The sequence below is a fragment of the Pseudomonas sp. ef1 genome (assembly GCF_007293365.2).
GTDB lineage: Bacteria > Pseudomonadota > Gammaproteobacteria > Pseudomonadales > Pseudomonadaceae > Aquipseudomonas > Aquipseudomonas siliginis.
This window is the reverse complement of the sequence record NZ_CM129815.1, coordinates 1,507,535-1,528,540: the sequence shown is the minus strand read 5'-3', so window position 1 is coordinate 1,528,540 and position 21,006 is coordinate 1,507,535. Positions and strand designations below refer to the sequence as shown.

17 protein-coding genes are annotated in these 21,006 nt (G+C 58.4%); 8 read left to right on the top strand and 9 right to left on the bottom strand.

All coding sequences use genetic code 11. The annotated features are described in order from the left end of the window. Positions 1-73: 73 nt before the first annotated feature. The 5 genes from FEE99_RS07030 to orn all read right to left on the bottom strand — a co-directional run bounded on the left by FEE99_RS07030 (position 74) and on the right by orn (position 6,617). Entirely contained in the window at positions 74-1,060 is a 987-nt protein-coding gene (locus FEE99_RS07030; protein WP_041480734.1) for a hypothetical protein, read from the bottom strand. Between the two features lie 341 nt (positions 1,061-1,401). Then, positions 1,402-3,921, bottom strand: a complete 2,520-nt coding sequence (locus FEE99_RS07025; RefSeq protein ID WP_143979088.1) for a leucine-rich repeat domain-containing protein — start codon at positions 3,919-3,921, stop codon at positions 1,402-1,404. A gap of 184 nt (positions 3,922-4,105) precedes the next feature. After that, positions 4,106-5,131 (bottom strand): hypothetical protein, encoded by a 1,026-nt coding sequence (locus tag FEE99_RS07020; protein ID WP_041480736.1) that lies wholly within the window; start codon positions 5,129-5,131, stop codon positions 4,106-4,108. A gap of 177 nt (positions 5,132-5,308) precedes the next feature. Next, positions 5,309-5,923 (bottom strand): trimeric intracellular cation channel family protein, encoded by a 615-nt coding sequence (locus FEE99_RS07015; protein WP_178089433.1) that lies wholly within the window; start codon positions 5,921-5,923, stop codon positions 5,309-5,311. Between the two features lie 151 nt (positions 5,924-6,074). Next, entirely contained in the window at positions 6,075-6,617 is a 543-nt protein-coding gene (orn, locus tag FEE99_RS07010; protein ID WP_016771957.1) for an oligoribonuclease, read from the bottom strand. A gap of 107 nt (positions 6,618-6,724) precedes the next feature. On the opposite strand from orn, the gene rsgA reads away from it, so the two are divergent. The 3 genes from rsgA (at position 6,725) to FEE99_RS06995 (ending at position 9,513) form a co-directional block, all read left to right on the top strand. Continuing rightward, a complete protein-coding gene (gene rsgA, locus FEE99_RS07005) occupies positions 6,725-7,756 on the top strand; it encodes a small ribosomal subunit biogenesis GTPase RsgA (RefSeq protein WP_024011360.1) in 1,032 nt (343 codons plus the stop codon). Positions 7,757-8,068: 312 nt separating this feature from the next. Next, entirely contained in the window at positions 8,069-9,028 is a 960-nt protein-coding gene (locus FEE99_RS07000) for a caspase family protein (RefSeq protein WP_041480738.1), read from the top strand. Beyond that, positions 9,028-9,513 carry a toll/interleukin-1 receptor domain-containing protein gene (locus tag FEE99_RS06995; RefSeq protein ID WP_041480739.1) on the top strand — a complete coding sequence of 162 codons (486 nt, stop codon included), beginning with the start codon at positions 9,028-9,030 and terminating at the stop codon, positions 9,511-9,513. The genes FEE99_RS07000 and FEE99_RS06995 overlap by 1 nt, the downstream gene beginning before the upstream one ends. 59 nt (positions 9,514-9,572) lie before the next feature. Here the strand turns inward: FEE99_RS06995 and motB are convergent, their stop codons facing one another. After that, positions 9,573-10,619, bottom strand: a complete 1,047-nt coding sequence (motB, locus tag FEE99_RS06990; protein WP_041480740.1) for a flagellar motor protein MotB — start codon at positions 10,617-10,619, stop codon at positions 9,573-9,575. A gap of 3 nt (positions 10,620-10,622) precedes the next feature. Continuing rightward, a complete protein-coding gene (gene motA / locus FEE99_RS06985; protein ID WP_024011357.1) occupies positions 10,623-11,474 on the bottom strand; it encodes a flagellar motor stator protein MotA in 852 nt (283 codons plus the stop codon). A gap of 166 nt (positions 11,475-11,640) precedes the next feature. On the opposite strand from motA, the gene FEE99_RS06980 reads away from it, so the two are divergent. The 4 genes from FEE99_RS06980 (at position 11,641) to FEE99_RS06965 (ending at position 16,731) form a co-directional block, all read left to right on the top strand. Next, positions 11,641-13,179, top strand: a complete 1,539-nt coding sequence (locus FEE99_RS06980; protein WP_041480741.1) for an HDOD domain-containing protein — start codon at positions 11,641-11,643, stop codon at positions 13,177-13,179. Between the two features lie 42 nt (positions 13,180-13,221). After that, complete coding sequence (gene rhdA / locus FEE99_RS06975) at positions 13,222-14,037, top strand: thiosulfate sulfurtransferase (RefSeq protein ID WP_041480742.1); 816 nt, start codon at positions 13,222-13,224, stop codon at positions 14,035-14,037. 18 nt (positions 14,038-14,055) lie between these two features. After that, entirely contained in the window at positions 14,056-14,916 is an 861-nt protein-coding gene (asd, locus tag FEE99_RS06970) for an archaetidylserine decarboxylase (RefSeq protein ID WP_041480743.1), read from the top strand. Between the two features lie 66 nt (positions 14,917-14,982). Next, positions 14,983-16,731: a hypothetical protein gene (locus FEE99_RS06965; RefSeq protein WP_041480744.1), complete on the top strand. Its 1,749-nt coding sequence runs from the start codon at positions 14,983-14,985 to the stop codon at positions 16,729-16,731. Positions 16,732-16,801: 70 nt separating this feature from the next. On the opposite strand, the gene FEE99_RS06960 is transcribed toward FEE99_RS06965, so the two are convergent. Together FEE99_RS06960 and serB are read right to left on the bottom strand one after the other, a co-directional pair. Further along, the gene (locus FEE99_RS06960; protein WP_064361053.1) at positions 16,802-17,797 is read right to left on the bottom strand and encodes an IS110 family transposase; all 996 of its coding nucleotides are present in this window, start codon (positions 17,795-17,797) and stop codon (positions 16,802-16,804) included. A gap of 307 nt (positions 17,798-18,104) precedes the next feature. Next, entirely contained in the window at positions 18,105-19,319 is a 1,215-nt protein-coding gene (gene serB, locus FEE99_RS06955) for a phosphoserine phosphatase SerB (RefSeq protein WP_041477650.1), read from the bottom strand. Between the two features lie 134 nt (positions 19,320-19,453). On the opposite strand from serB, the gene FEE99_RS06950 reads away from it, so the two are divergent. After that, a complete protein-coding gene (locus FEE99_RS06950) occupies positions 19,454-20,965 on the top strand; it encodes an AhpA/YtjB family protein (protein ID WP_041477649.1) in 1,512 nt (503 codons plus the stop codon). The last annotated feature ends 41 nt before the right edge of the window (positions 20,966-21,006 follow it).

Sequence of the window (21,006 nt, the reverse complement as noted above, 5' to 3'; positions counted from 1 at the left end):
CCGTCCTTTTATTTCCAGACTTAGGTTGAGCAGTTAAAACTGGCCAGCAAAAAGCGCCGACCACACAACGAAGTCAGCTAAGCTGCTTCATTGACCGCCTGGATTGATCCAGAATAAAAGTGAGCCGCTCTTTATCACCATCGATACAAAGGCGGTGCTCCGTACCGAACTCATCGAACACGGCAAACTCGAATGCGCTTTCATTTTCCCGTGCTGCTTGCGGGTCAGCGGAAAGATACTGAACAAGGGTTAATTGCCCAGGCACCTTATTGATAGGGACGGTAACGTAGCTTAGGGGACTGCGGAATGTTGCTTGCACGCCATATATCGGTGCCATATAGCCATAAAAAACTTTGCGACTACCTTGTATTCCGGGGATATTACCGGACACATAGACTTGCACCGCCTCTTCGGAATCATAAGGATCAAGTTTCACCTCACTGCTGTACCAGTCAAGGAGGTGAATCTGCCTGCCTTCAGCGCGCAGGGCAATATGATAATGCTGAATCGAATCGTATCGACCCCTCTGCCGTTTCTCATCATACTTGCTCAATGAAAAGCTGCTCAGCGAGTACTCTTTCGGAGGAATCGCCTCCAGCGTAACACTGCTGTCGAAACCAACCCCATTACTTCGCAATACCACGCCATTCAAAGAGATCTCGGCAGCCACTTCCATAATTCCAGGTCGGGAAGCCGAGACCCAGAACTGGAAAATCTGTACCGGATCTGCGGCGTTGCTTATCTGGTTGTCACTGACCCGCGGGACTTCTGTCAGGCGCGTTGCCCCACCCGACATTTCGTGAGCGTAACGATTTTCCTGAATCGAAACACTCCAGTCTCCCTCCAGAGGCCGAGCACCGTTGTAGGCAATCAGCCGCAATGACGGCAATGCAGGATGTCCATGCAGCGATACGCCGTCGCCATTGTTATCGATGCCGTGCAGAAGCACCAATACACGCACCTGCATGCGACCGTTGGCATAAAGCACTTTGTGCTGACCATGATTTGTGGCGTCGAGTTTTACCTCGATACGGGAAATACCAACTTGCTCATCAAACATCTGATAACACCTCAGCCGATTAATATATTTCACCCCTCAAGGGTTCGGCAAAGTATTAACGTCGAATTTAAATATAAACAGCCGCGACATTTGACATTTTGTGAAAAAGCAAACTTTCAACATCATCTTTAATAATTCACACAGATGCTAATAACTTCAAAAAATGCGATCTGCATGTTACGAGATTCAACACTAAGCCTTTCGCCCCTTTGATTCTGGCCCACGATGGCCTGTCACCCCTTCCGAATTCAATCAACCCGAACCGGAAGGGGAGTCAGCGAGTAGCTTATGTTTGCCAAATCATGTTGGCAGCGTGATCGATCCGTTACTTTCGACAACACTCAGTCGCTATCTGGACCTGTCGAAAATCCGCTCTCCGATGACTCACTATCGGAATCAACATCTGAAACTGCTTCTTCCGTTTGGATTTCCACTTTCCGGTCCATACTGGAATTTTCAAGATATTGATTAATCCGCCGCATCGACTCGTCACTCAGCGGATTGTTCAATAAACCAACATATAGATCTTGAGTATCCGGAATATCGAACAAATCGCCCCCTACGTCTGAGATATTATTATCCTGTAACGCCATGACCCGAAGATCACCAAGCCTGTCTATACCGGAAGGCAGGCTGGAGAGATTGGCGTTATATAGCATCAACTCGGTCAAACCTGTCATGAAGCCTACATGCGGAGCAACTGTCAGAGGGTTGTTGGCCAGATTCAACAAAGTGAGCGTCTCGATCCTGGACACACCTTCAGCCGTCGCTTCAGATAATTCAAGCGAGCAATCGTCCAGTACCAGTTGACGCAACTGGCGCATTTGGAATATCCCTGACGGGAAGTCCTCCATTTTTATGCCAGTGACCATCAAATATTGAACATTGGGAAAACTGTCAAAAAAAGCGCCGATGCGTGCGCTTGGCGTTTCCACAGTCAATATCAACTCTGTTACATAGTCGAACCTGGCGGATAATCTTGGTAACTCACCAGCAAAATCGACATGATGGGAAAAATGATAGTCACCGTAACCCCATCTCGAAACCGACTTGCGTCGCCAGATATCTTGCAGTTTTGCGCTAAATTGCTCGCGAGCCGGGCGCTGTTCTGCGATCTGCATTGCGTCCTGCGAAGAGTCCGCTTGGGTCGATAATCCTTCCGCACTCCAGATCGCCAATTCATTGCGCAATATTGCGAGGTCTGTCTCCAGGCGCGCTAAAACTGTGGACGGCTCAGATCCCAGGCGCTCGGAAACGAACGCGGCCAACTCCTTGTCATCAAGCTGCGGATAGAGGCTACGGACACGTTCCACAACGGATCCTGTCAACATCGGGTTGACATCGCCGCCGCCTCGCAGCCCCGCTTGCGCGTATTGGGCGCTGGCCGGAACAGCCGTTACCTGCACCGGTGCCAGTCCCAACAATTCGCTCACGCGTTGGCGCGACGGCAATGGCTGTGCGCGTACCAGTTGCCGCAGAGCCGCACCACCGCCCTGTGCTACACCGAGCAACTGGCGCTGCCCGGGCAGTAAAAGGCGCCAGACGGCGGCATACAGATCCATCCGATCCTGGGGGGACGCGATGCCGCTGCGTTGGATAACGTAGCCTTCAAGCTGACGAATCAATATGTGACGCACTGGCGATCGAGCATCGCCAATAGCACTCAATGACTCACCCTCTGACGCTTGCAGACGAATCTCGATACGAATCTGTCGCGGCCACTGATCAAGCTGCCCGATCATCTGCAACGCCAGTTGGTCAGTGTCCAGGCTGGCTACCGCATCCAGATAGATTCCTTCGCACGCCCTGGCAAGACGCACCTCGCGTAGCGCCACCAGCGTTTTTTCTGCCATGTGCCTCGGCATTCCCGGCCGCAGGCGCAAATGCATATGGTCGGCGGCACTGGCCTCTCGCCACAACGCCTGAGCAATCGTCTTGGGCAGATGAGGAAAAATCCGTCGCATCTGCAATGTGTTGTCATCGCAATCGAGTTCGAACGCCCGCTCGCTCTGCTCAAAGAGCAAAGCGCGGGACTGTTCGATAACGCGCTCGCTCAGATCAGTTGCCTGTAGCGTTAACAAAGCCTGCAGTTGTGAATCGGCCTGCGCACGCACGGTCGGATCGGAATGTTGCACTTGGGTGATGAACTGGCGGATCTTTTGATCGAGGGCGAAGCGCCTCGCAGTGTCCTGCAGCAATGCCAGCGAAGCGGGATGAATGTCGGACCTGTGCGCCATCATCGCGTCGACGCCGCTCACGGCAAATATGCGTTGGGTCATCAGTGGAGGGAAATCCTTTATTGAATACTCCGTGCCGGGAAGCTCTGTCGTGCGATTTTGTCCGGTAAAGACAGTTGCAACTGGATTGGCCGACTCAGGATCATCCAGCGGATGCCACAAACGGCCCTCGCTGTCAGGCCTCAACAGCGGACCGGAAGGATGCAGTTCTCTGGCATGTGTGGCGCGAAACAGGCCGCTCTCGGGGTCTCGGACCACTTGTACGATGTGATTGTCAGCGACGGCAACATACTGACGCTGCTTCATGATTGCGATGCCCCATGCATCGGTCTCGTCGAGACGCTCTTGCGTGGGTATCCAGTAGTTCTCCAGCGAATTCCTTGCGGACACACTTGCGAACTCGTCGATCGTGGAATATTTCGGCCCCGTGCTCACACTGATGACAGGCATCACTGCAAGCGAATCTGAAGAAGATGGCGAAGGCAAGGGTCCCTGATGATGTGCAACAGTCGAATGCGGCATTGTCGAAGACGGGTTCAGAGCCCGGGGCAGGCCATCCCCGCTGGACTCGATGGGTCTGGTTGGGGCAGATACAGGTTTGATTTTCGGCGGTTTGCCAGTCATGAATGCTCATCCTTGAGGAGTGGTGACGCTGGCCACACATCGCTGCGGGCCAGCGCAAGACATCAGATAAAGCACTTTCGTGCATATGCCTGATCATCGAACATGGCAGCTTATCTGCAGCCGCGATGCCAAACGCATATACAGCTACTACATCCCAAGACATTGCATCAATGGATGATGAAACTCAGCCTCGCTGAAGAGACAAATTGCGCTCATAAAAACTCACGCGAATCGCCAACTTATGCCCGGTACCATATTCATCGATAGCGATAAAGTAGAGGACACTTCCATATTTTTGCGCACCGGTATTTTCCGAGTATTCGGATAACGCCTGCACAATAGTGAGTTCTCCGTCGCTTTGCGTATTTACTTTGTAATGCTTGTGATTCCATGTTTGCGCATCGCCGGTGAAAGCATATACAAACGGATCACCCCTATCAGGCAAGGTGACGGTCACACTGGTTTTTTCGGGACGGACGAAAATGCACTTCATATAATTTGTTTTGATTTCGTTAAGCCTGTTCCCGCCCGCAAAATCGAGGTTTTCGCCCTCTTCAGCCCCCTCGACCATCCAATCGACCAGGCGGATTTGCTTCCCGTCCGGGTACAGCCCCAGATGGTACTTCCAGATACGATTACCAGGCGACTCATTACCAATCCTGTTCTGATACAACTGAAAGACTCCATATGTCGCGGGCTTTTCAGCCTCCAGAGTCACGCTGCTGTAATGAACACTGACAGGGGTGGTTCCGTTGCTCAAAATCCTCTCCCCGTTGAGAGACAGGCGCGCACCGACCTCAGTCGTTCCGGCACTCGACGAGGAAACCCAGAACGTACGCACCTGTGGATGTACGCTGTCATTCTCAAGATCATCATCGTGCCTGTCCAAGGCATCCGGTGCAGGCCGTGCCTCACGCGTAAACCGCCCTTGGACTGCGCTCGCGACCCAACCATCGCGCAAGGTCTTGCCGGTCGCGTAATGAATAAGCTGGATGCTTTCCATTACATCTTCCGGTACATGCACAGCGTTGCCGTCGGCGTCTACTCCGGCAACCAGCACCTGAACTTTGACTTGCATCCGGCCATTAGCAAAAAGTGCCCTGCTTTGAGTGTTATCACTGGCGTCAAACTTGACCTTCAGACTGGACAACCCCACAAGAACGGGCGAAGTGTTTTGTTGATTACCTGCAGCGTCCATGCTTTCACTCATAATACAGTTCCTCTGTGAGAATATAACTTGATAGTGACATCGAAAACATGTCAGCAAAAAAAGTTACATACCCACCAAGAAAATATCAAAGTGAAAAGTGTAAGAAATATGCGCGCACCAGCCGCCGGCAACTCATATGCCTTTAAACCAGCCTCCAATACACCAACGCAAGAATGATCAATGTTCGTCGTTATAGACGAACTTCGGCATTTCCCAATGGAAATGGATGGCCAGCAGACGTAACAGGAACCCGCCAAATAAAGTGATCAGAATGGCTTGTTCGCCCGGCACATTTATATAGAGACAAAACATGTAGCACCATGCCGCAGCGAATGAAACACTGGCATAAAGTTCGCGGCGAAAGATCAGCGGAATGTCATTGCAGAAAATGTCGCGCAGGATGCCGCCGAACACACCGGTGATGACGCCGCTGACCGAGGCCACCAGCATGCCGTGGCCCATTTCCAGCGCTGTCATGCAACCGATCAAGGTAAATGCCACCAGCCCCACCGCGTCGAGCACCAGAAACAGCGAGCGCAGGTGACGCATCCAGCGTGCGGTGAACACGGTAAACATCGCCGCCACCGAGGTCAGCACCAGATATTCCGGGTGTTTGACCCAGGTCAGCGGGTAGTGCCCGAGCAACACATCGCGCACTGAACCGCCACCGAGCGCGGTGATGCAGGCGATCAGCACCACGCCGAACCAGTCCATGCCGCGTCGTCCGGCAGACAGCGCGCCGGTCATGGCTTCGGCAGTGATGGCGATCAGATAGAGCATCAGCAACATGATGGCAGTCCAGGCAGGAAGGCGCGCAGTCTAGCCATTTCGGCGCCGCACCAGAAGAGGGCGCGCCTCTCGCGAGCCGGCTCGCGTCCACATAAGCCGCATTCCATGTGGGAGCGAGCCTGCTCGCGAAAGCGTCAGGGCTGATGCCGCCGCATCAGAATTTGATGAAATGCTTGCGGTAGTGCTGCAGCTCGGCGATCGATTCGCGGATGTCATCCAGCGCCAGGTGGGTGCTGCCCTTCTTGAAGCTGTCGCGCACATCCGGAGCCCAGCGCGCGGCCAGTTCCTTGAGCGTGGAGACGTCGAGGTTGCGATAGTGGAAGTAGCTTTCCAGCGCCTTCATGTGGGTATAAAGGAAGCGACGATCCTGGCAGATGCTATTGCCGCAGATCGGCGACTTGCCCTTCGGCACCCACTTTTCCAGAAAGGCGATGGTCTCAGCTTCTGCCTCAGCCATGCTGATGCGGCTGTCGCGCACACGCTGGGTCAGACCGGAGTTGCCGTGGGTGCGGGTATTCCACTCGTCCATGCGCGCGAGCACTTCGTCGCTATGGTGGATGGCAATCACCGGACCTTCAGCCAATGTGTTCAGCTCACTGTCGGTAACGATAGTGGCCATTTCGATGATGACATCGTTGTCCGGGTCCAGACCGGTCATTTCCAGGTCGATCCAGATCAGGTTCTGCGGATTTTGCATATTCGGGCTCCTAGGCATTGCTGCGCAGTTTAGCCTAGGCCGGTGGCCGGGCGTGCTAAACTCGCGGCCGTTTTACCTAATCGCTGCATTCTTCAGACGGAACACCCATGGCCAAACGCCAACTCAATCGTCGTCAAAACTGGCGCATCGAAAAGATCCAGGGCGAGCGCGCCGCACGCGCCGCCAAACGCGAGTCCTCGGCGGTCGAAGCCCTCGAGGGCGGCGACCTTGGCCCAGAGCAACACGGCCTGGTGATCGCCCACTTCGGCGTGCAGGTCGAAGTCGAAGCCGTCGACGGCGAACTCGCCGGTCAAGTGTTCCGCTGCCACTTGCGCGCCAACCTGCCAGCGCTGGTCACTGGCGACAAAGTGGTATGGCGCGCCGGCAACCAAGGCATTGGCGTGATCGTCGCGCAACTGCCGCGCAGCACCGAACTGTGCCGCCCCGACAGTCGTGGCCAGCTCAAGCCGGTTGCCGCCAACGTCGACATGATCGTCATCGTTTTCGCGCCGCTGCCCGAGCCTCACGCCAACCTGATCGACCGCTATCTGGTCGCCGCCGAACATGCCGGCATCCGCCCGCTTCTGCTGCTGAACAAATTCGACCTGATCGACGAGCAGAACGCCCCGGCGCTGAACGCGTTGCTGGCGGTGTACCGCACGCTGGGTTATCCGGTGCTGGAAGTCTCGGCTCACCACGGCGATGGCATGGAACAGCTGCAAAAGCAGCTCGACGGGCGCATCAGCGTGTTCGTAGGCCAGTCCGGCGTCGGCAAGTCGTCGCTGGTCAACAGCCTGCTGCCGGAAGTCGAAACCCGCGTCGGGCCGTTGTCGGAATTGTCCGGTCAGGGCACGCACACCACCACCACCGCGCGCCTGTTCCACTTCCCTGGCGGCGGCGAACTGATCGACTCCCCGGGCATCCGTGAATTCGGTCTGGGCCACGTCAGCCGCGCCGATGTCGAAGCCGGTTTCATCGAGTTCGATGACCTGCTCGGCACTTGCCGTTTCCGCGACTGCAAGCACGACCGCGAACCGGGTTGCGCGCTGCTCAAGGCGCTCGAAGATGGCCGCATCCAGCAGCAACGGATGAACAGCTATCGCTCGATCATCGCCAGCCTGCCCGAAAACGGTTATTAAACAGTCGCGCCGGCAGCCCTGTGCCATGGGTTGCCGGCTGTCGGACTGCATCTGACTCACCTCTCTCCTCTTAAACGTCAGCCTCTTCTGTAGGCACTTGCGCGACTGCTTGCAGGACCTTTCTGTTTTGCCGCGCAGACCTTGTAGGCCTGAGCCAGCGGCCTACATTCCTTTCCTCCTTCGCTCAAAGCGACCTTCGAGGAAAGCCATGCCAACCTGTGTTTTATTCATCCGCCATTCGTCTCGCTACATCCACGCGTGCAGTGCCCACAGCATCGTCGGCGCGATCCGCCTGCACACGGTGGAGTGACCATGCGCAAGGCACTGTTCATCGGCATCAACGATTACACGCATATCGGCGGCCTGAGCGGCTGTTGCAACGACGCCATGGCCATGGCTTCGGTGCTGAAAACCAATGCCAACGGCGACCCCAACTTCAAGAATGTCGTGTTGACGTCCGCCGAGGATTATTTGAGCCGGCAAAAACTCGAAGATCAGATCCGCGAGTTGTTTTCCGGTGACTGCAACGTCGCCCTGCTGTATTTCGCCGGCCATGGCGGTTTCGACGCCGACACTGACGAAGGCATGCTGACACCCCAGGACTACCGCAACGCCAAGGACGGCATCCGCATCAGCGACATCCTGAACTGGGCGGACAAGGCCACGCGGATCAAAAACAAAGTGATCATCCTCGACTGCTGCGAAAGCGGTTCGGCCGGCGAAGTGCGCGCCCTGCGCAGCGAGAGCAGCATGGTCAGCGAGGGTATGACGATCCTCACCGCCTGCAAAAAAGCCGAGCCGGCGCTGGAGGGCGCGCAGCACGGCGTGTTCACCGGCCTGCTCCTGCAAGCGCTGCACGGCGGCGCGGCGAATATCCTCGGCAAAATCACCCCCGGCAGTCTGTATTCCTTTGTCGACAACGCCCTCGGCGCCTGGGAACAGCGTCCGGTGTTCAAGACCAATGTGTCGCAGTTCATTTCCCTGCGCGAAGTCTCGCCGCTGATTCCCAAGGAGATCCTGCGCAAATTGCCCGACTGGTTCGCCGAAGCCGAATCGGTCTACCCGCTCGACCCCAGCTACGAACCCACCGAAAAGGCGTTCGTGCCTGAACATGGCGAGGTCTTCGCCCAGTTGCAGAAGTGCAACCGCCACAGCCTGATCGAGCCGGTCGACGCCGAGCACATGTACTACGCCGCCATTCACTCGACCGGCTGCCGCCTGACGGCACTCGGCGCCTATTACCGCGAACTCGCCCTCAAAGGACATTTCTGATGCCTGTCTTCATCAGCTACCGCCATATGGATCGCGCTCATGCGATTGCCATCAATACCCGCCTGACCCAGGCGAAGATCAGGACTTACCTCGACGTACTGGATCCGGAATCGCAGACCACGGACGACATCACCGGAGTCATTACCCGCAACATCACCGAGTGCACGCATCTGCTGGCGGTGGTGTCGGAGACAACTGCACTGTCGTGGTGGGTGCCTTTCGAAATTGGCGAGGCGACGATCAGCAATCGGCGGATCTGTACGTTCAAGACCGGACCTGCGCAACTGCCGATCTATCTGGACAAATGGCCGAAGCTGAGCACGGCCAGCGATCTGGATTTCTTCATCGATGCGTATCGGGATGAGGTGTCGAACAAGCGGTCGATGGCGCTGGATTCGATCAGCGAATCGGTCAAAGGGGCTTACAAGCGCGATGCAGAGATGTTTCATGAACAGCTGAAGAACCGGATTCGTCGGGGATTCTGAGACTGTGCCGGCCTGTGATAGCCACAAAAAAGCCGACATCACTGTCGGCTTTTTTTCACTTACTGCTTCGGCGCAGGCGCAGGCGCCGCCCCACCCGGCTCAGCCGGTTTCGGCGCCGCATCGTCAAACAGATTCAAGCGTTCGCGCAACTCGTGAGCCGGCACTGGCTGTTTGTCCGCCGGCAAGGCATTGGGATCAACCGGGGCTGCCGGAGCAGCACCGTTCTGCCCCTGATCCGCCGGTTTCGCTGCCTCGGGACCCTGCGCACCTTCGATGGCGGCCTGGGCTTTTTTGGTCAGTACGACAATGTCGATCCGGCGGTTGACCGGGTTGAACGGATTTTCCCGATCGAACAACGCCGACGAGGCATAACCGACCACCCGCGCCACCTGCGCATCCGGATAGCTGCCCGCGACCAGGGCACGGCGAGCCGCATTGGCGCGATTGGCCGAGAGCTCCCAGTTGCCGTAGTCGCCAGTGCCAATGTACGGCTTGGCGTCGGTGTGGCCGCTGATGCTGATCTTGTTCGGCACCGCTTTGATGGTGTCGGCCATGGCCAGCAGGATGTCTTCAAAGTACGGCTTCAGGCGTGCGGACCCGGAGTCGAACATCGGCCGGTTCTCGGCGTCCATGATCTGGATGCGCAAGCCGTTCGGGGTGATTTCGAAGAGGATCTGATCCTTGAATTTCTGCAGTTGCGGGTTCTCGTCGACCTTGTTCTGCAGTTCTTGCAGCAGCAGTTCGAGACGCTCCTTCTCGACCTGCTCGGCCATGCCTTCAACCTGATCGGTATCGACCGTAACCTTGTCCGGTTGCGGCTGCGACTTCACTTCCGGGTTGAGGGTGTTTTCCGGCGCCAGGGTCGGCGTGCCACCCAAGTCGATGATGTACGGCGTGCCGCTTTCGGAGAAGCCGACCGGGTCCTTGAAATAACCGGCGATGGCGATCTTCTGTTCCGGCGTAGCGGTGGACAGCAGCCACAGCACCAGGAAGAACGCCATCATCGCCGTGGCAAAGTCGGCGAAGGCGATTTTCCACGCCCCGCCGTGGTGCCCGGCGGCAATGCGCTTGACGCGCTTGACGATGATCGGCTGATTATTTTCCATGACTTAGCGACCGCGAACCGCTTGTTCCAGCTCGGCGAAGCTTGGACGGTGCGCCGGGTACAGAACCTTGCGCCCGAACTCGACCGCCAGCGACGGCGGCATGCCGGACGCCGAAGCCACCAGCGAGGCCTTGATGGCTTCGTAGACGTTCAGTTCTTCCTTGGCATCGTGGGCCAGGGAATGCGCCAGCGGACCGAAGAAACCGTACGCCGCGAGAATACCGAAGAAGGTACCGACCAGTGCCGCACCCACGTGCAGACCGATCGACGCCTGGTCGCCCTCGCCCAACGAAGCCATGGTCACCACGATCCCGAGTACCGCCGCAACGATACCGAAACCGGGCATGCCGTCGGCGATGCCGTTGACCGCGTGCGATGGGTGCTCGAGGTCTTCCTTGAGGCTGTACAGCTCCATGTCGAACAGGCCTTCCAGTTCGTGCGGAGCCATGTTGCCGGAGGACATGATGCGCAGGTAATCGCAGACGAACGCGGTCATGCGTTCATCCTTGAGCACCGCCGGGTACTTGGCGAAGATCGGGCTCGCGGCGGCATCTTCGATGTCGCCTTCGATCGCCATCATGCCTTCACGGCGGCTCTTGTTGAGGATTTCGTAGATCAGCCCGAGCACTTCCAGGTAGAAGGTGTGGGTGAAGCGCGAACCGAACATGCTCAGGGATTTCTTGAGCACGTGCATCGTCATGTAACCGGGGTTGGCCTGGAGAAATGCGCCGAGGGCCGCACCGCCGATGATCATCACCTCGAAGGGCTGGATCAGTGCGGCAATCTTGCCGTGGGAGAGCACGTATCCGCCGAGCACGCTCGCGAATACGACGATGATGCCGATAATTTTAGCCATAGGTAGAAGGTACTTGTTTAAGTCGGGTTCAAGGTCATATTCGGAAGTTAAAAAATCTCTTCTTCTACTTATCGGCAAAACTGCGCCAGACTATAGCCAGTTCAGGCGAAAAGCCAATTTAGCCCATGCCGGGCGCGTCTACAGTCAGTGAAGATCTCGTCCAGACATGGCTAATGAAACGAACATTCCATCGGTAATACCGACCACGCTCCAGGCTTGGGTCAAGCTGCTCGACAGCGTCCGCCTGCCCGTACCACAAGAGGCTCACGACAAAGTCTGCCGGGCGATCCGCGACAATCGCAGTTCGCTGCGTGACATCGCCGATCTGATGCAGGACAGCCCGGCGCTGGCCTTGAGCGTCATCCGTGAGGCGAATCGTCACACCCACGGCACCATGGCCGCGCCGGCGGAAAATCTTGAGGTGGCAATCAATCGCCTGGGCCTTGCCCGCACCGAAGAATTGCTCGCGCGCCTGCCCGCCGAACCGCACCGGCAAATCCCCAAGGGTTTGCGCCAATTGCAACTGATCAGCCAGCACGCGACACAACAGGCCAACGGTTTTTTTGCCAGTCGCCTCGCGCGGCTGTGGCAGGACATTCATTGGGGCAGCTTGCTGTTTTTGTCGCCGCTGTGGCCCTTGGCACTGACGTATCCGCAGTTGCTCGAGGAGTGGGAACTGCGGGTGATTCACAAGGGCGAGTCGGCACGTGTGGTCGAAAAGCAATTGTTCGGCGTGCGCCTGTTGAAGATCGCCGAGGCACTGGTCCAGGCCTGGCATCTGCCGATCTGGGTCGAGCAAGGCTACAAATTACTGCTCAGCGAACAACGCGAACTGGTCAAAGTGCTGCGCATCGCCCGTGACAGCGAACACCCGCTGCGCCAGCAGAATCGCCTCGACGATGACCCGACATTGCGCCGCTGGCTCAACCAGCCGGCGAATACCGTGCTGCTGGCCAATGGGCTGGCGCTGTCGGCGCAACAGGCCTGGGACAGTCCGCACAGCAAGCGCTGGCAGTACCTGACCAGCCTCTATCTGCAGATTTCCATGGACGAAGTGCAGCAACAGTTGCACCAGCAAGCGGCGAACAGCGCGCGTCAGCATGCGATGCCTGATCTGTGGCACCCGGCGGTTTCGCTGATCTGGCCGTGGGGCACTCGTCGCTTGCCGGCCGGCATGCTCCCGGCAGCAGCGCCGAATGCGGATGACTTGGGCCAGTGGCGTCGGCAATGCGCCGAACTGCTCGCCGAACCCAGCCGCTTCACCAATGCCATGAGCCTGACCGTCGCCGCCCGCGAGGCACTGGTGGCCAGCGGCATGCGCCGGGTGATGATTCTGATGGCCGACCGCACGCACTCGACCCTGCGCGTGCACCAGACCGCCGGGTTGCCGAAGGATGCGGCGGCGCTGAGTTTTGTCGTCAGCCAAAGCAAAGTCCTGCAGCGCCTGCTCGCTCAGCAGGCGCAGGTGCGGATCACGCCGGAGAACAACGCACAATTCTCGGCCTTGTTACCGGCGAGCCTGCGCACGCTGTTTCGTGGCGAACATCTGTTTCTGCGTTCATTGGTCAACAATGGTCGGGTGATCATGATCGTCGTTGCCGATCAGGGCGGCGGCCCCTTCGCCGACATCACTGTGCAGGCCTTCGGCAAAACCGCGCAGTGCATCGAAAAAGCCCTGCACAGCTTTAGCAGCCGTGGCCAATGAGCCTGCGCTACAATCCTCCCCTTTGTGCTCTGGAGACCTCACATGTCTGACTTCTCTGGCTTGCCGCTTGTCATCGAGCCGAGCGACCTGCTGCCGCGTCTGGAGTCCCCGGAACTGATTCTGGTGGACCTGACCAGCCCTGCCCGGTATGCCGAAGGTCACTTGCCCGGCGCACGTTTTGTCGACCCGAAACGCACCCAGCTCGGCCAGCCACCGGCCCCCGGGCTGATGCCGGCGAAGTCCGATCTGGAAGCGTTGTTTGGTGAGCTCGGTCATCGCAAAGACGCGGTCTACGTGGTGTATGACGATGAGGGCGGCGGCTGGGCCGGGCGCTTCATCTGGCTGCTCGATGTCATTGACCACGACAAGTACCACTATATAGACGGTGGTCTGCCGGCCTGGCTGGCGGACGGTATGCCCATGTCGATTCAAGTGCCGGCCGCCGTCGGTGGCCCGGTCTCGCTGACCCTGCACGATGAACCGACCGCCACCCGCGAATACCTGCAAAGCCGTCTCGGCGCCGCCGATCTGGCGATCTGGGACGCGCGTGGGCCGCTGGAATATTCCGGCGAGAAAGTCCTCGCCGCCAAGGGTGGACACATCCCCGGCGCGGTCAATTTCGAATGGACCGCCGGCATGGATCAGGCCCGCCAGCTGCGTATCCGCAGCGACATGCCGCAGATCCTCGAAAACCTCGGGATCACCAAGGACAAGGAAATCATTACCCACTGCCAGACCCATCACCGGTCGGGCTTCACTTATCTGGTGGCCAAAGCCCTCGGTTATCCGCGGGTCAAGGGCTACGCCGGTTCCTGGGGCGAATGGGGCAACCACCCTGACACGCCAGTCGAGATTTAAGGTTTTTAAGGACAACTAATGAAAGAGCGTCTGTTTATCCTCAGCCAGTACCTGCTGCCGCATCACCTGCTGTCGCGCCTGGCCGGCTGCATCGCCGAATGCCGCGTGCGCTGGTTCAAGAATGCCTTCACCCAATGGTTTGCCAAGCGTTATCAAGTGGACATGTCGCAAGCGCTGGTCGAAGACCTGACCGCTTACGAGCACTTCAACGCCTTCTTCACGCGCGCCCTGAAAGATGGCGCACGCCCACTGGACGAAACCCCGGGCGCGATCCTCAGCCCGGCCGACGGTGCGGTCAGCCAGCTCGGCCCGATCGAGCACGGTCGCGTGTTCCAGGCCAAGGGCCACAGTTTCAGCGTGCTCGAATTGCTCGGCGGGGATGCGGCCAACGCAGCGCCGTTCATGGGCGGCGACTTCGCTACCATTTACCTGTCGCCTAAGGACTACCACCGCGTGCACATGCCGCTGGCCGGCACCCTGCGCGAAATGGTCTACATCCCGGGCCGCATTTTTTCGGTGAACCAGACCACTGCCGAAAACGTCCCGGAGCTGTTCGCCCGCAACGAGCGCGTGGCGTGCATTTTCGACACCGAACGCGGGCCGATGGCCGTGGTGCTGGTCGGTGCGATGATTGTCGCTTCGATCGAAACCGTGTGGGCCGGTCTGGTCACCCCACCGAAGCGCGAGCTGAAAACCTTCCGCTACGACGAAGCCGCACGCGCACCGATTCATCTGGAAAAAGGCGCGGAACTTGGGCGCTTCAAGCTGGGTTCGACGGCGATCGTGCTGTTTGGCCCGGATCAGGTGAAGTGGGCCGAAGAGCTGGTGGCCGGTTCACCCGTGCGGATGGGCCAAGGTCTGGCACTGCCAAAAGCGTGACTCTGTTCGCGGAAGCAGCCGAGGCTGCTTCCGCAAACTGCGGCATTTGCTGCTATGGTTTTGCTCATGAGCCAGACCAACTTTTCTCCCAAGCTGCGCGCTCCGACTCCCACGCAAACGCGCCTGTCGTTCTGCGAGGCCAGCCCGCGCGACCTCAAGCGCTGGATCGCCGGCCTGCCCAAGGCCAACATCGGCGAAACCGCCCGCTTGCTGTATCAAGGCCTCGGCGAACTGAACCTGTTGCTCACCCCCAGCGACAATCGCCTGCAATTGCTTGAGCTGCTGCGGCCCGAGGTGTATTTCGTCTGCCAGCATCTGGAACGGCATTTTCTGCATCAGGCGATCATGCTCGACGAGCGTTCGCGCAAAGTCAGCAACCTGTGTCAGGCGCTGCAAGGCCAATTGGCCATCGGCTACAAACAGATCGTTCTGCGCATCCTGCCCAAATACACCAAGGACCGCGCGACATTGGTCGGCACCGCCTTGCAACGCGCCGCGCATGCCCTCAAGGCGCAACTGGTGCGCGCCACGCAGCTGTACAGTTCACCGCCGGAACACCTGTGGTTGGAATTGCATCAGCTGTATCGCAGCGCTGCGCAATTACAGCTGCAACAACGGCGGCTGCGCGATGATCTGGCGTTTTTGACCAGCGAATTGAGCGTCGAACAGACCTACATCGCCGCACTGCTATTGGGCAGTGCCCGTTGCAATCAATTACGCCAGAGCCAGATTGCTCGTCTGGCCGAGGTGATCGAGCCGTGGAGCGCCCTGCTCAACCTGCATCCCGACTGCGCCGACGACGGCTTGTTTGCGGTCAGTCCGGAACTCGATGTCGGCCCGCGCTACCGCAAAATGTTTCGCAGCGAACAACAGAGCGGACTGCTGGGCTTCGATCCGCAACCGCTGGTCAAACAGCTCGAAACGCACCTGCTGCAGCAGCCGACTTCAACCCCCCTGCCTGTTTCCGCCGGTCTCAGCATCGATACCCTGCAACATCTGCACGCCACTTGGGGCCAGGCTGCCGAACGCAGTTTTCAGCGCAGCGCCGGCCAGGGCACATTGACCGTGTGCGTCGGCATGAGCGCCCTGCACTTCTACCTCGGCGGCGAGCGAACCTTCAGCGAGTTGCTCAAACATCCCGGTGCCCGCGCGGCAAACTTCAGCAGCGTGGTGACCAGCGGCGAAAAGGACAGCTGGAGTCAAGCGTTCGACGCCGCACCGCAAGGCAACGATGAGCTGTTGCCATACGAGGAAATCCAGTACGACCAATTAGGCGAGGACGAAGGCCGCGACAACGCGCCGAACTATCCGACTTACGCCTTGCCCGTGATCAACCATAGCCCCGGCGGCTATTGCCTGGCCTGGCCGAGCGAGGTGCCGGCGGAATTGCAGGCCGGGGAAATGCTCGGCATTCAGGACAGCGAGAGCAAAGGCTGGAGCATTGCGGTGATTCGCTGGATCCGCCAGGTGCGCGGCAGCGGCACGCAGATGGGCATTGAACTGGTTGCGCCACACGCGCAGCCGTGCGGGCTGCAACTGGTTCGTTCCAAGGACGATCACAGCCATTATCTGCGCGGTTTGCTGTTGCCGGAGATCAGTGCGATCGATGTGCCGGCCACCGTGCTTGCGCCGCGCCTGCCGTTTCAGGAAGGCAACAAGGTGTTGATCAACACTCAAGGCGAAGAACACCGCGCCGGGCTGGATCGGCGGGTGGCGAGTACGCACAGTTTCAATCAGTTCGCCTATCGCTCGCTGGATCCTGCGCAGAATGGCGGGGGTGAGGAGGATTTTGATTCGTTGTGGAATTCGCTTTAAAGCAAAAGATCGCAGCCTTCGGCAGCTCCTACAGGGAAATGCATTCCAAATGTAGATACTCTGTTCACGGTCAAGCTTTTTGGGTGTGTTTACCGCTAAAAAGCTTGGCTGTACTGAAGTCTTCGCCTGCCCGCATGCAGGCCCATAGTCCGGTCAGGTATTTGCGCATGACTGCGACGATAGCCTGCATCTTCCTCTTTCCTCGAGCCACCAAGGCTTCGTAAAACGCTTTAACGTTCGGGTCGCAACGTATGGCAGTCAGCGCAGGCATGTACATCGCTGATCGCAAATAGGCATTGCCGCTCTTACTTATCCGGCCGGGTTTATCAATGCTGGTGCCTGACTGCGTGAGTCGGACATCGAGTCCGGCATGGCGGCTGACCTGCGCTGACTTGAGCGTTACCGGTAAGGTCGTCAGTTCAGCCAGCGCCGCAAATACTGAGATCTCACCCATGCCAGGGGCGGTGATCATGTGGGCGAACTGGGCGCTCAACGTTGGGCAGTTGTCGATCAGTGCCCGACCAGCGAGTCGGAAACGCTCGATTCGTTTGTCAAAGGCGTTGATGGCTTCTTCTTCGTCCTCAATCAGCATCAGAAGAGTTGTTTGAGTGGCTTTTAGTGCATGCAGCTCGTTTTTGGCGCGGGTGCGATGACCCGTCAAACGATTGATGTGGCGACCGATAGCGCGCAGCTCAAGCTGTATTGAAGTGGGCGGCGTCCACAACCTTGGGCTCATGCGTTCGCCGTACTCAGCTAATAACTGGGCATCGATTGCGTCCGTTTTGCTGTTTTTCAGCATCAGTTTTGCAAAGTTGTGAAAACTCTTCGGATTGATAACCGAGACTGGCAAACCTGCCGCAGCGAGCTCCATGGCCAAGTCCAGGTAGTAGATTCCTGTGGCTTCCATCACCACAGACATAGGCTTGAGCTCAAGCAATTTGCCGACAGCAGCTTTGCGCCCCGCCGGTGTCTGGTCGATATTGCACTGACCTGCAAAGCGGCCGCCATTGCGCCAGCCCATCGCTGTAGTGCGAGATCCCACATCCAAGCCGACGTGCATGTTCATGCTTTCAACTCCAAGAGAACTGAGTTAAAAATGCTTCCTGGTTCCCCTGACCTCGAACTTCATGCCACTGCAACCTTGTAATGCGAAGTCCGACTCGTCGGCTTCTCGATACTCTTCGTGGTGGGCAATGAGGCGGGGGGACCTCTCTACAGACAAGGTCAGGAGCAAGTCCTGCCTTAAGGAGCGATCGGTCTCCCCCAGAAACACATCTTCGTATGTCGCACCAGCGAGCTTAGATCTCATTCATGCTGGTGTGTGGGGAACATACAAGGAGCTGCCGAAGGCTGCGATCTTTGTGCTTTGTCAGTTACAACTGCCCGTCGCGATCCCGGAAGCCCAACAGATACAACACACCATCCAGCCCCAGCGTTGAAATCGCTTGCTTCGCCGACTGCTTGACCAACGGTTTGGCGCGGAACGCCACGCCCAGCCCGGCAATTGCCAGCATCGGCAGATCGTTGGCGCCGTCGCCGACGGCAATGGTCTGCTCCAGACGCAGACCTTCCTTGTGCGCCAGCTCCTTGAGCAGATCAGCCTTGCGCTGCGCATCGACAATCGGCTCGATCGCCACGCCGGTGCACTTGCCGTCGACCACTTCCAGCTCGTTGGCGAACACGTAGTCGATGCCAAGCCTGGCTTGCAGTTGCTTGGCGAAATAAGTGAAGCCGCCGGACAGGATGGCGGTTTTGTAGCCAAGGCGCTTGAGTTCGGCAAACAGGGTTTCAGCACCCTCGGTCAGGCGCAGCGAAGCGCCGATCGAGTCGAGCACACTGACGTCGAGGCCTTTGAGCAGCGCCAGCCGCTCCTTGAAGCTGGCGCGGAAATCCAGTTCACCGGCCATGGCGCGCTCGGTGATTTCGGACACTCGATCACCCACGCCGGCCGCCTTGGCCAGCTCATCGATGACTTCCGCTTCGATCAGCGTCGAGTCCATGTCGAACACCGCCAGACGCCGGTTGCGGCGAAACAGCGAGTCTTCCTGGAAGGCGATATCGACGTTCAGTTCCTGGGCAACGCTGAGGAATTCGGCGCGCAGGGCCTGCGGATCGGCGGCTTCACCGCGCACGGAAAATTCGATGCAGCCCTTGCCCTTGTCGGCCGGAGTGTCCAGCGGCATGCGCCCCGACAGACGGTCGATATGGTCGATGTTCAAGCCATATTTGGCGGTGATGGCGCTGACCGCCTGCAACTGGCCGGCAGTGACCTTGCGCGTCAGCAAGGTGACGATATGGCGTTTCTTGCCCTGATTGCCCACCCACTGCTGGTAATCCTCTTCGGACACCGGGGTGAAACGCACTTGCTGATCCAGTTCGTAGCCCTTGAACAGGATGTCCTTGAGCACTGACTTGCCCTGTTCGGAATCGGGAATTTCAACCAGGATGCCGAACGACAGGGTGTCGTGGATCACCGCCTGACCGATGTCGAGAATGTTCACACCACCTTGTGCCAGAACACCGGTGATGGCCGCTGTCAGACCGGGACGGTCGACTCCCGTGATGTTAATCAGGACGATTTCGCGCAACGCGCACCCCCGCAACTGGAAAAAAACCGCATTCTACCCACTTTCAGTGACCATCGGGCACCGCGAGCGCTTTGCCGGTCTGGGGCCTGTCGCTATACTGCGCGTCAACTTCACGGACAAAGAGCCGAGCTCAAGTGAACCGGCCCACGCCAGTCAAAACCGATAACTTCTTCCTGCTGATCTTCCGTGCACTGCGCCACCGCCGTGTACCGATTGCATTGCGCATTGCCAGCCACAACGTGATCCTGGTCGCTCTGGCCCTGGTGATCTATGCCGGGGTGATGGGGCTGCAATTCAAGCAGGCCATGCACGAGCAGGCCGATGCGCTGGGCGAAAGCCTGACCACGCAGACCGCCACCTCCGCCACCGAGCTGCTGGTGTCCAACGACATCCTCAGCCTCAACGTGCTGCTCAACAACCTGACCAAGAACAAACTGGTCGCCCACGCGGCAATCTACAGTGTGGACAACCGCATCCTCGCCGAGTCCGGTCAGCGTCCCAAGCACAGCCTGTTGGGCGAAGCCGAGGGCATGTACGAGAGCAAGATCACTTTCCAGGACGTGACTGCCGGGCAACTGCGCATCAGCCTGGACATGGATCAGTTCCAGCAGCCGATGACCATCAGCCTGCAAAGCATGGGCATTCTGAGCGCGATTCTGCTGGCGCTGTCATTGGCTCTGAGTCTGCGCATGGGCCGCTATCTGTCGACGCCGTTGCTGCAATTGCGCGTGTGGCTGCGCCGCATCGACGCGCACACCCCGGGCATCGATCGCCAGGATGAAATCGGCGATCTGGCGCGCCAGCTGCATGCCAGCTACGCCCCGGAACCGGAGCCTGAGCCCGAACCCGAGCCGGAATTCGCCGAGGAAGAAGACGAGCCTGAATTCGAGGTGCGTAACCTGCGCGATCCGAGCTTCGACGAAAGCCGCCCGCTGGCCGCGAAGAAACCGGCGCCGCGTCACCTGGTCAGCACGGTCGAAGACGATGATGACGATGACGCCTTCGCCGACCTGCGCGACGAATCGCTGAACGGCGCCGCCCAACCGCTCACGCGCAAACCGAGCCCTGACGTGCCACAGCACACCGCCGTACTGGCCGTGCAATTGGGATCGCAGGAACAACTGCGTCGCTTGCCTCGCGCACGCCTGGAAGAACTGCAGGATCGCTATCGCGACTGCCTCGAGCAGGCCGCGTCGCTGTATCAGGGCGAAATCGAAACTCTCAACGATGGCAGCACGCTGCTGCTGTTCCATACCGAAGATTGCGGCGACGACTACCTGACCAATGCCATCTGCTGCGGCGAATTGCTGCGTGCTCTGGGTCATCAGTTGCAGATCGAGGTCGCAGACAGCGGCATCACCCTGCAATTGCAGTTGGGCCTGACCTTGGGCGATGAGTTGTTCGGTCTGAGCCAGATTGATCTGCTGCTGACCGATTCGGCTCAGGATGCACTGGCCTTGTCGCAACACAGCCGCAATCTGCTGCTGGTCGAGCGCAAGATCAGCGATGACACGCTGATCCGCCAACGTGCGCGGATCCGGCCGATTGCGAGCCCTGAGGGCGCTTGCTGTGTGGAGCGGTTGATGGAGCCGTATCCGTCGATGCTCGAACGGCAACTGGCGCGGATGCATGAGCGCCGGGCGTAAGGCTTAGGCTCGATACGCAAAAGCCCGCAGACGAGTGATTG

What these genes read in the sequence shown, in the direction of transcription:
- FEE99_RS07030 (WP_041480734.1), bottom strand. Translation starts at nt 1,060, where the DNA reads ATGTTTGATGAGCAAGTTGGTATTTCCCGTATCGAGGTAAAACTCGAC.
- FEE99_RS07025 (WP_143979088.1), bottom strand. Translation starts at nt 3,921, where the DNA reads ATGACTGGCAAACCGCCGAAAATCAAACCTGTATCTGCCCCAACCAGA.
- FEE99_RS07020 (WP_041480736.1), bottom strand. Translation starts at nt 5,131, where the DNA reads ATGAGTGAAAGCATGGACGCTGCAGGTAATCAACAAAACACTTCGCCC.
- orn (WP_016771957.1), bottom strand. Translation starts at nt 6,617, where the DNA reads ATGCAAAATCCGCAGAACCTGATCTGGATCGACCTGGAAATGACCGGT.
- rsgA (WP_024011360.1), top strand. Translation starts at nt 6,725, where the DNA reads ATGGCCAAACGCCAACTCAATCGTCGTCAAAACTGGCGCATCGAAAAG.
- FEE99_RS07000 (WP_041480738.1), top strand. Translation starts at nt 8,069, where the DNA reads ATGCGCAAGGCACTGTTCATCGGCATCAACGATTACACGCATATCGGC.
- FEE99_RS06995 (WP_041480739.1), top strand. Translation starts at nt 9,028, where the DNA reads ATGCCTGTCTTCATCAGCTACCGCCATATGGATCGCGCTCATGCGATT.
- motB (WP_041480740.1), bottom strand. Translation starts at nt 10,619, where the DNA reads ATGGAAAATAATCAGCCGATCATCGTCAAGCGCGTCAAGCGCATTGCC.
- motA (WP_024011357.1), bottom strand. Translation starts at nt 11,474, where the DNA reads ATGGCTAAAATTATCGGCATCATCGTCGTATTCGCGAGCGTGCTCGGC.
- FEE99_RS06980 (WP_041480741.1), top strand. Translation starts at nt 11,641, where the DNA reads ATGGCTAATGAAACGAACATTCCATCGGTAATACCGACCACGCTCCAG.
- rhdA (WP_041480742.1), top strand. Translation starts at nt 13,222, where the DNA reads ATGTCTGACTTCTCTGGCTTGCCGCTTGTCATCGAGCCGAGCGACCTG.
- asd (WP_041480743.1), top strand. Translation starts at nt 14,056, where the DNA reads ATGAAAGAGCGTCTGTTTATCCTCAGCCAGTACCTGCTGCCGCATCAC.
- FEE99_RS06965 (WP_041480744.1), top strand. Translation starts at nt 14,983, where the DNA reads ATGAGCCAGACCAACTTTTCTCCCAAGCTGCGCGCTCCGACTCCCACG.
- FEE99_RS06960 (WP_064361053.1), bottom strand. Translation starts at nt 17,797, where the DNA reads ATGAACATGCACGTCGGCTTGGATGTGGGATCTCGCACTACAGCGATG.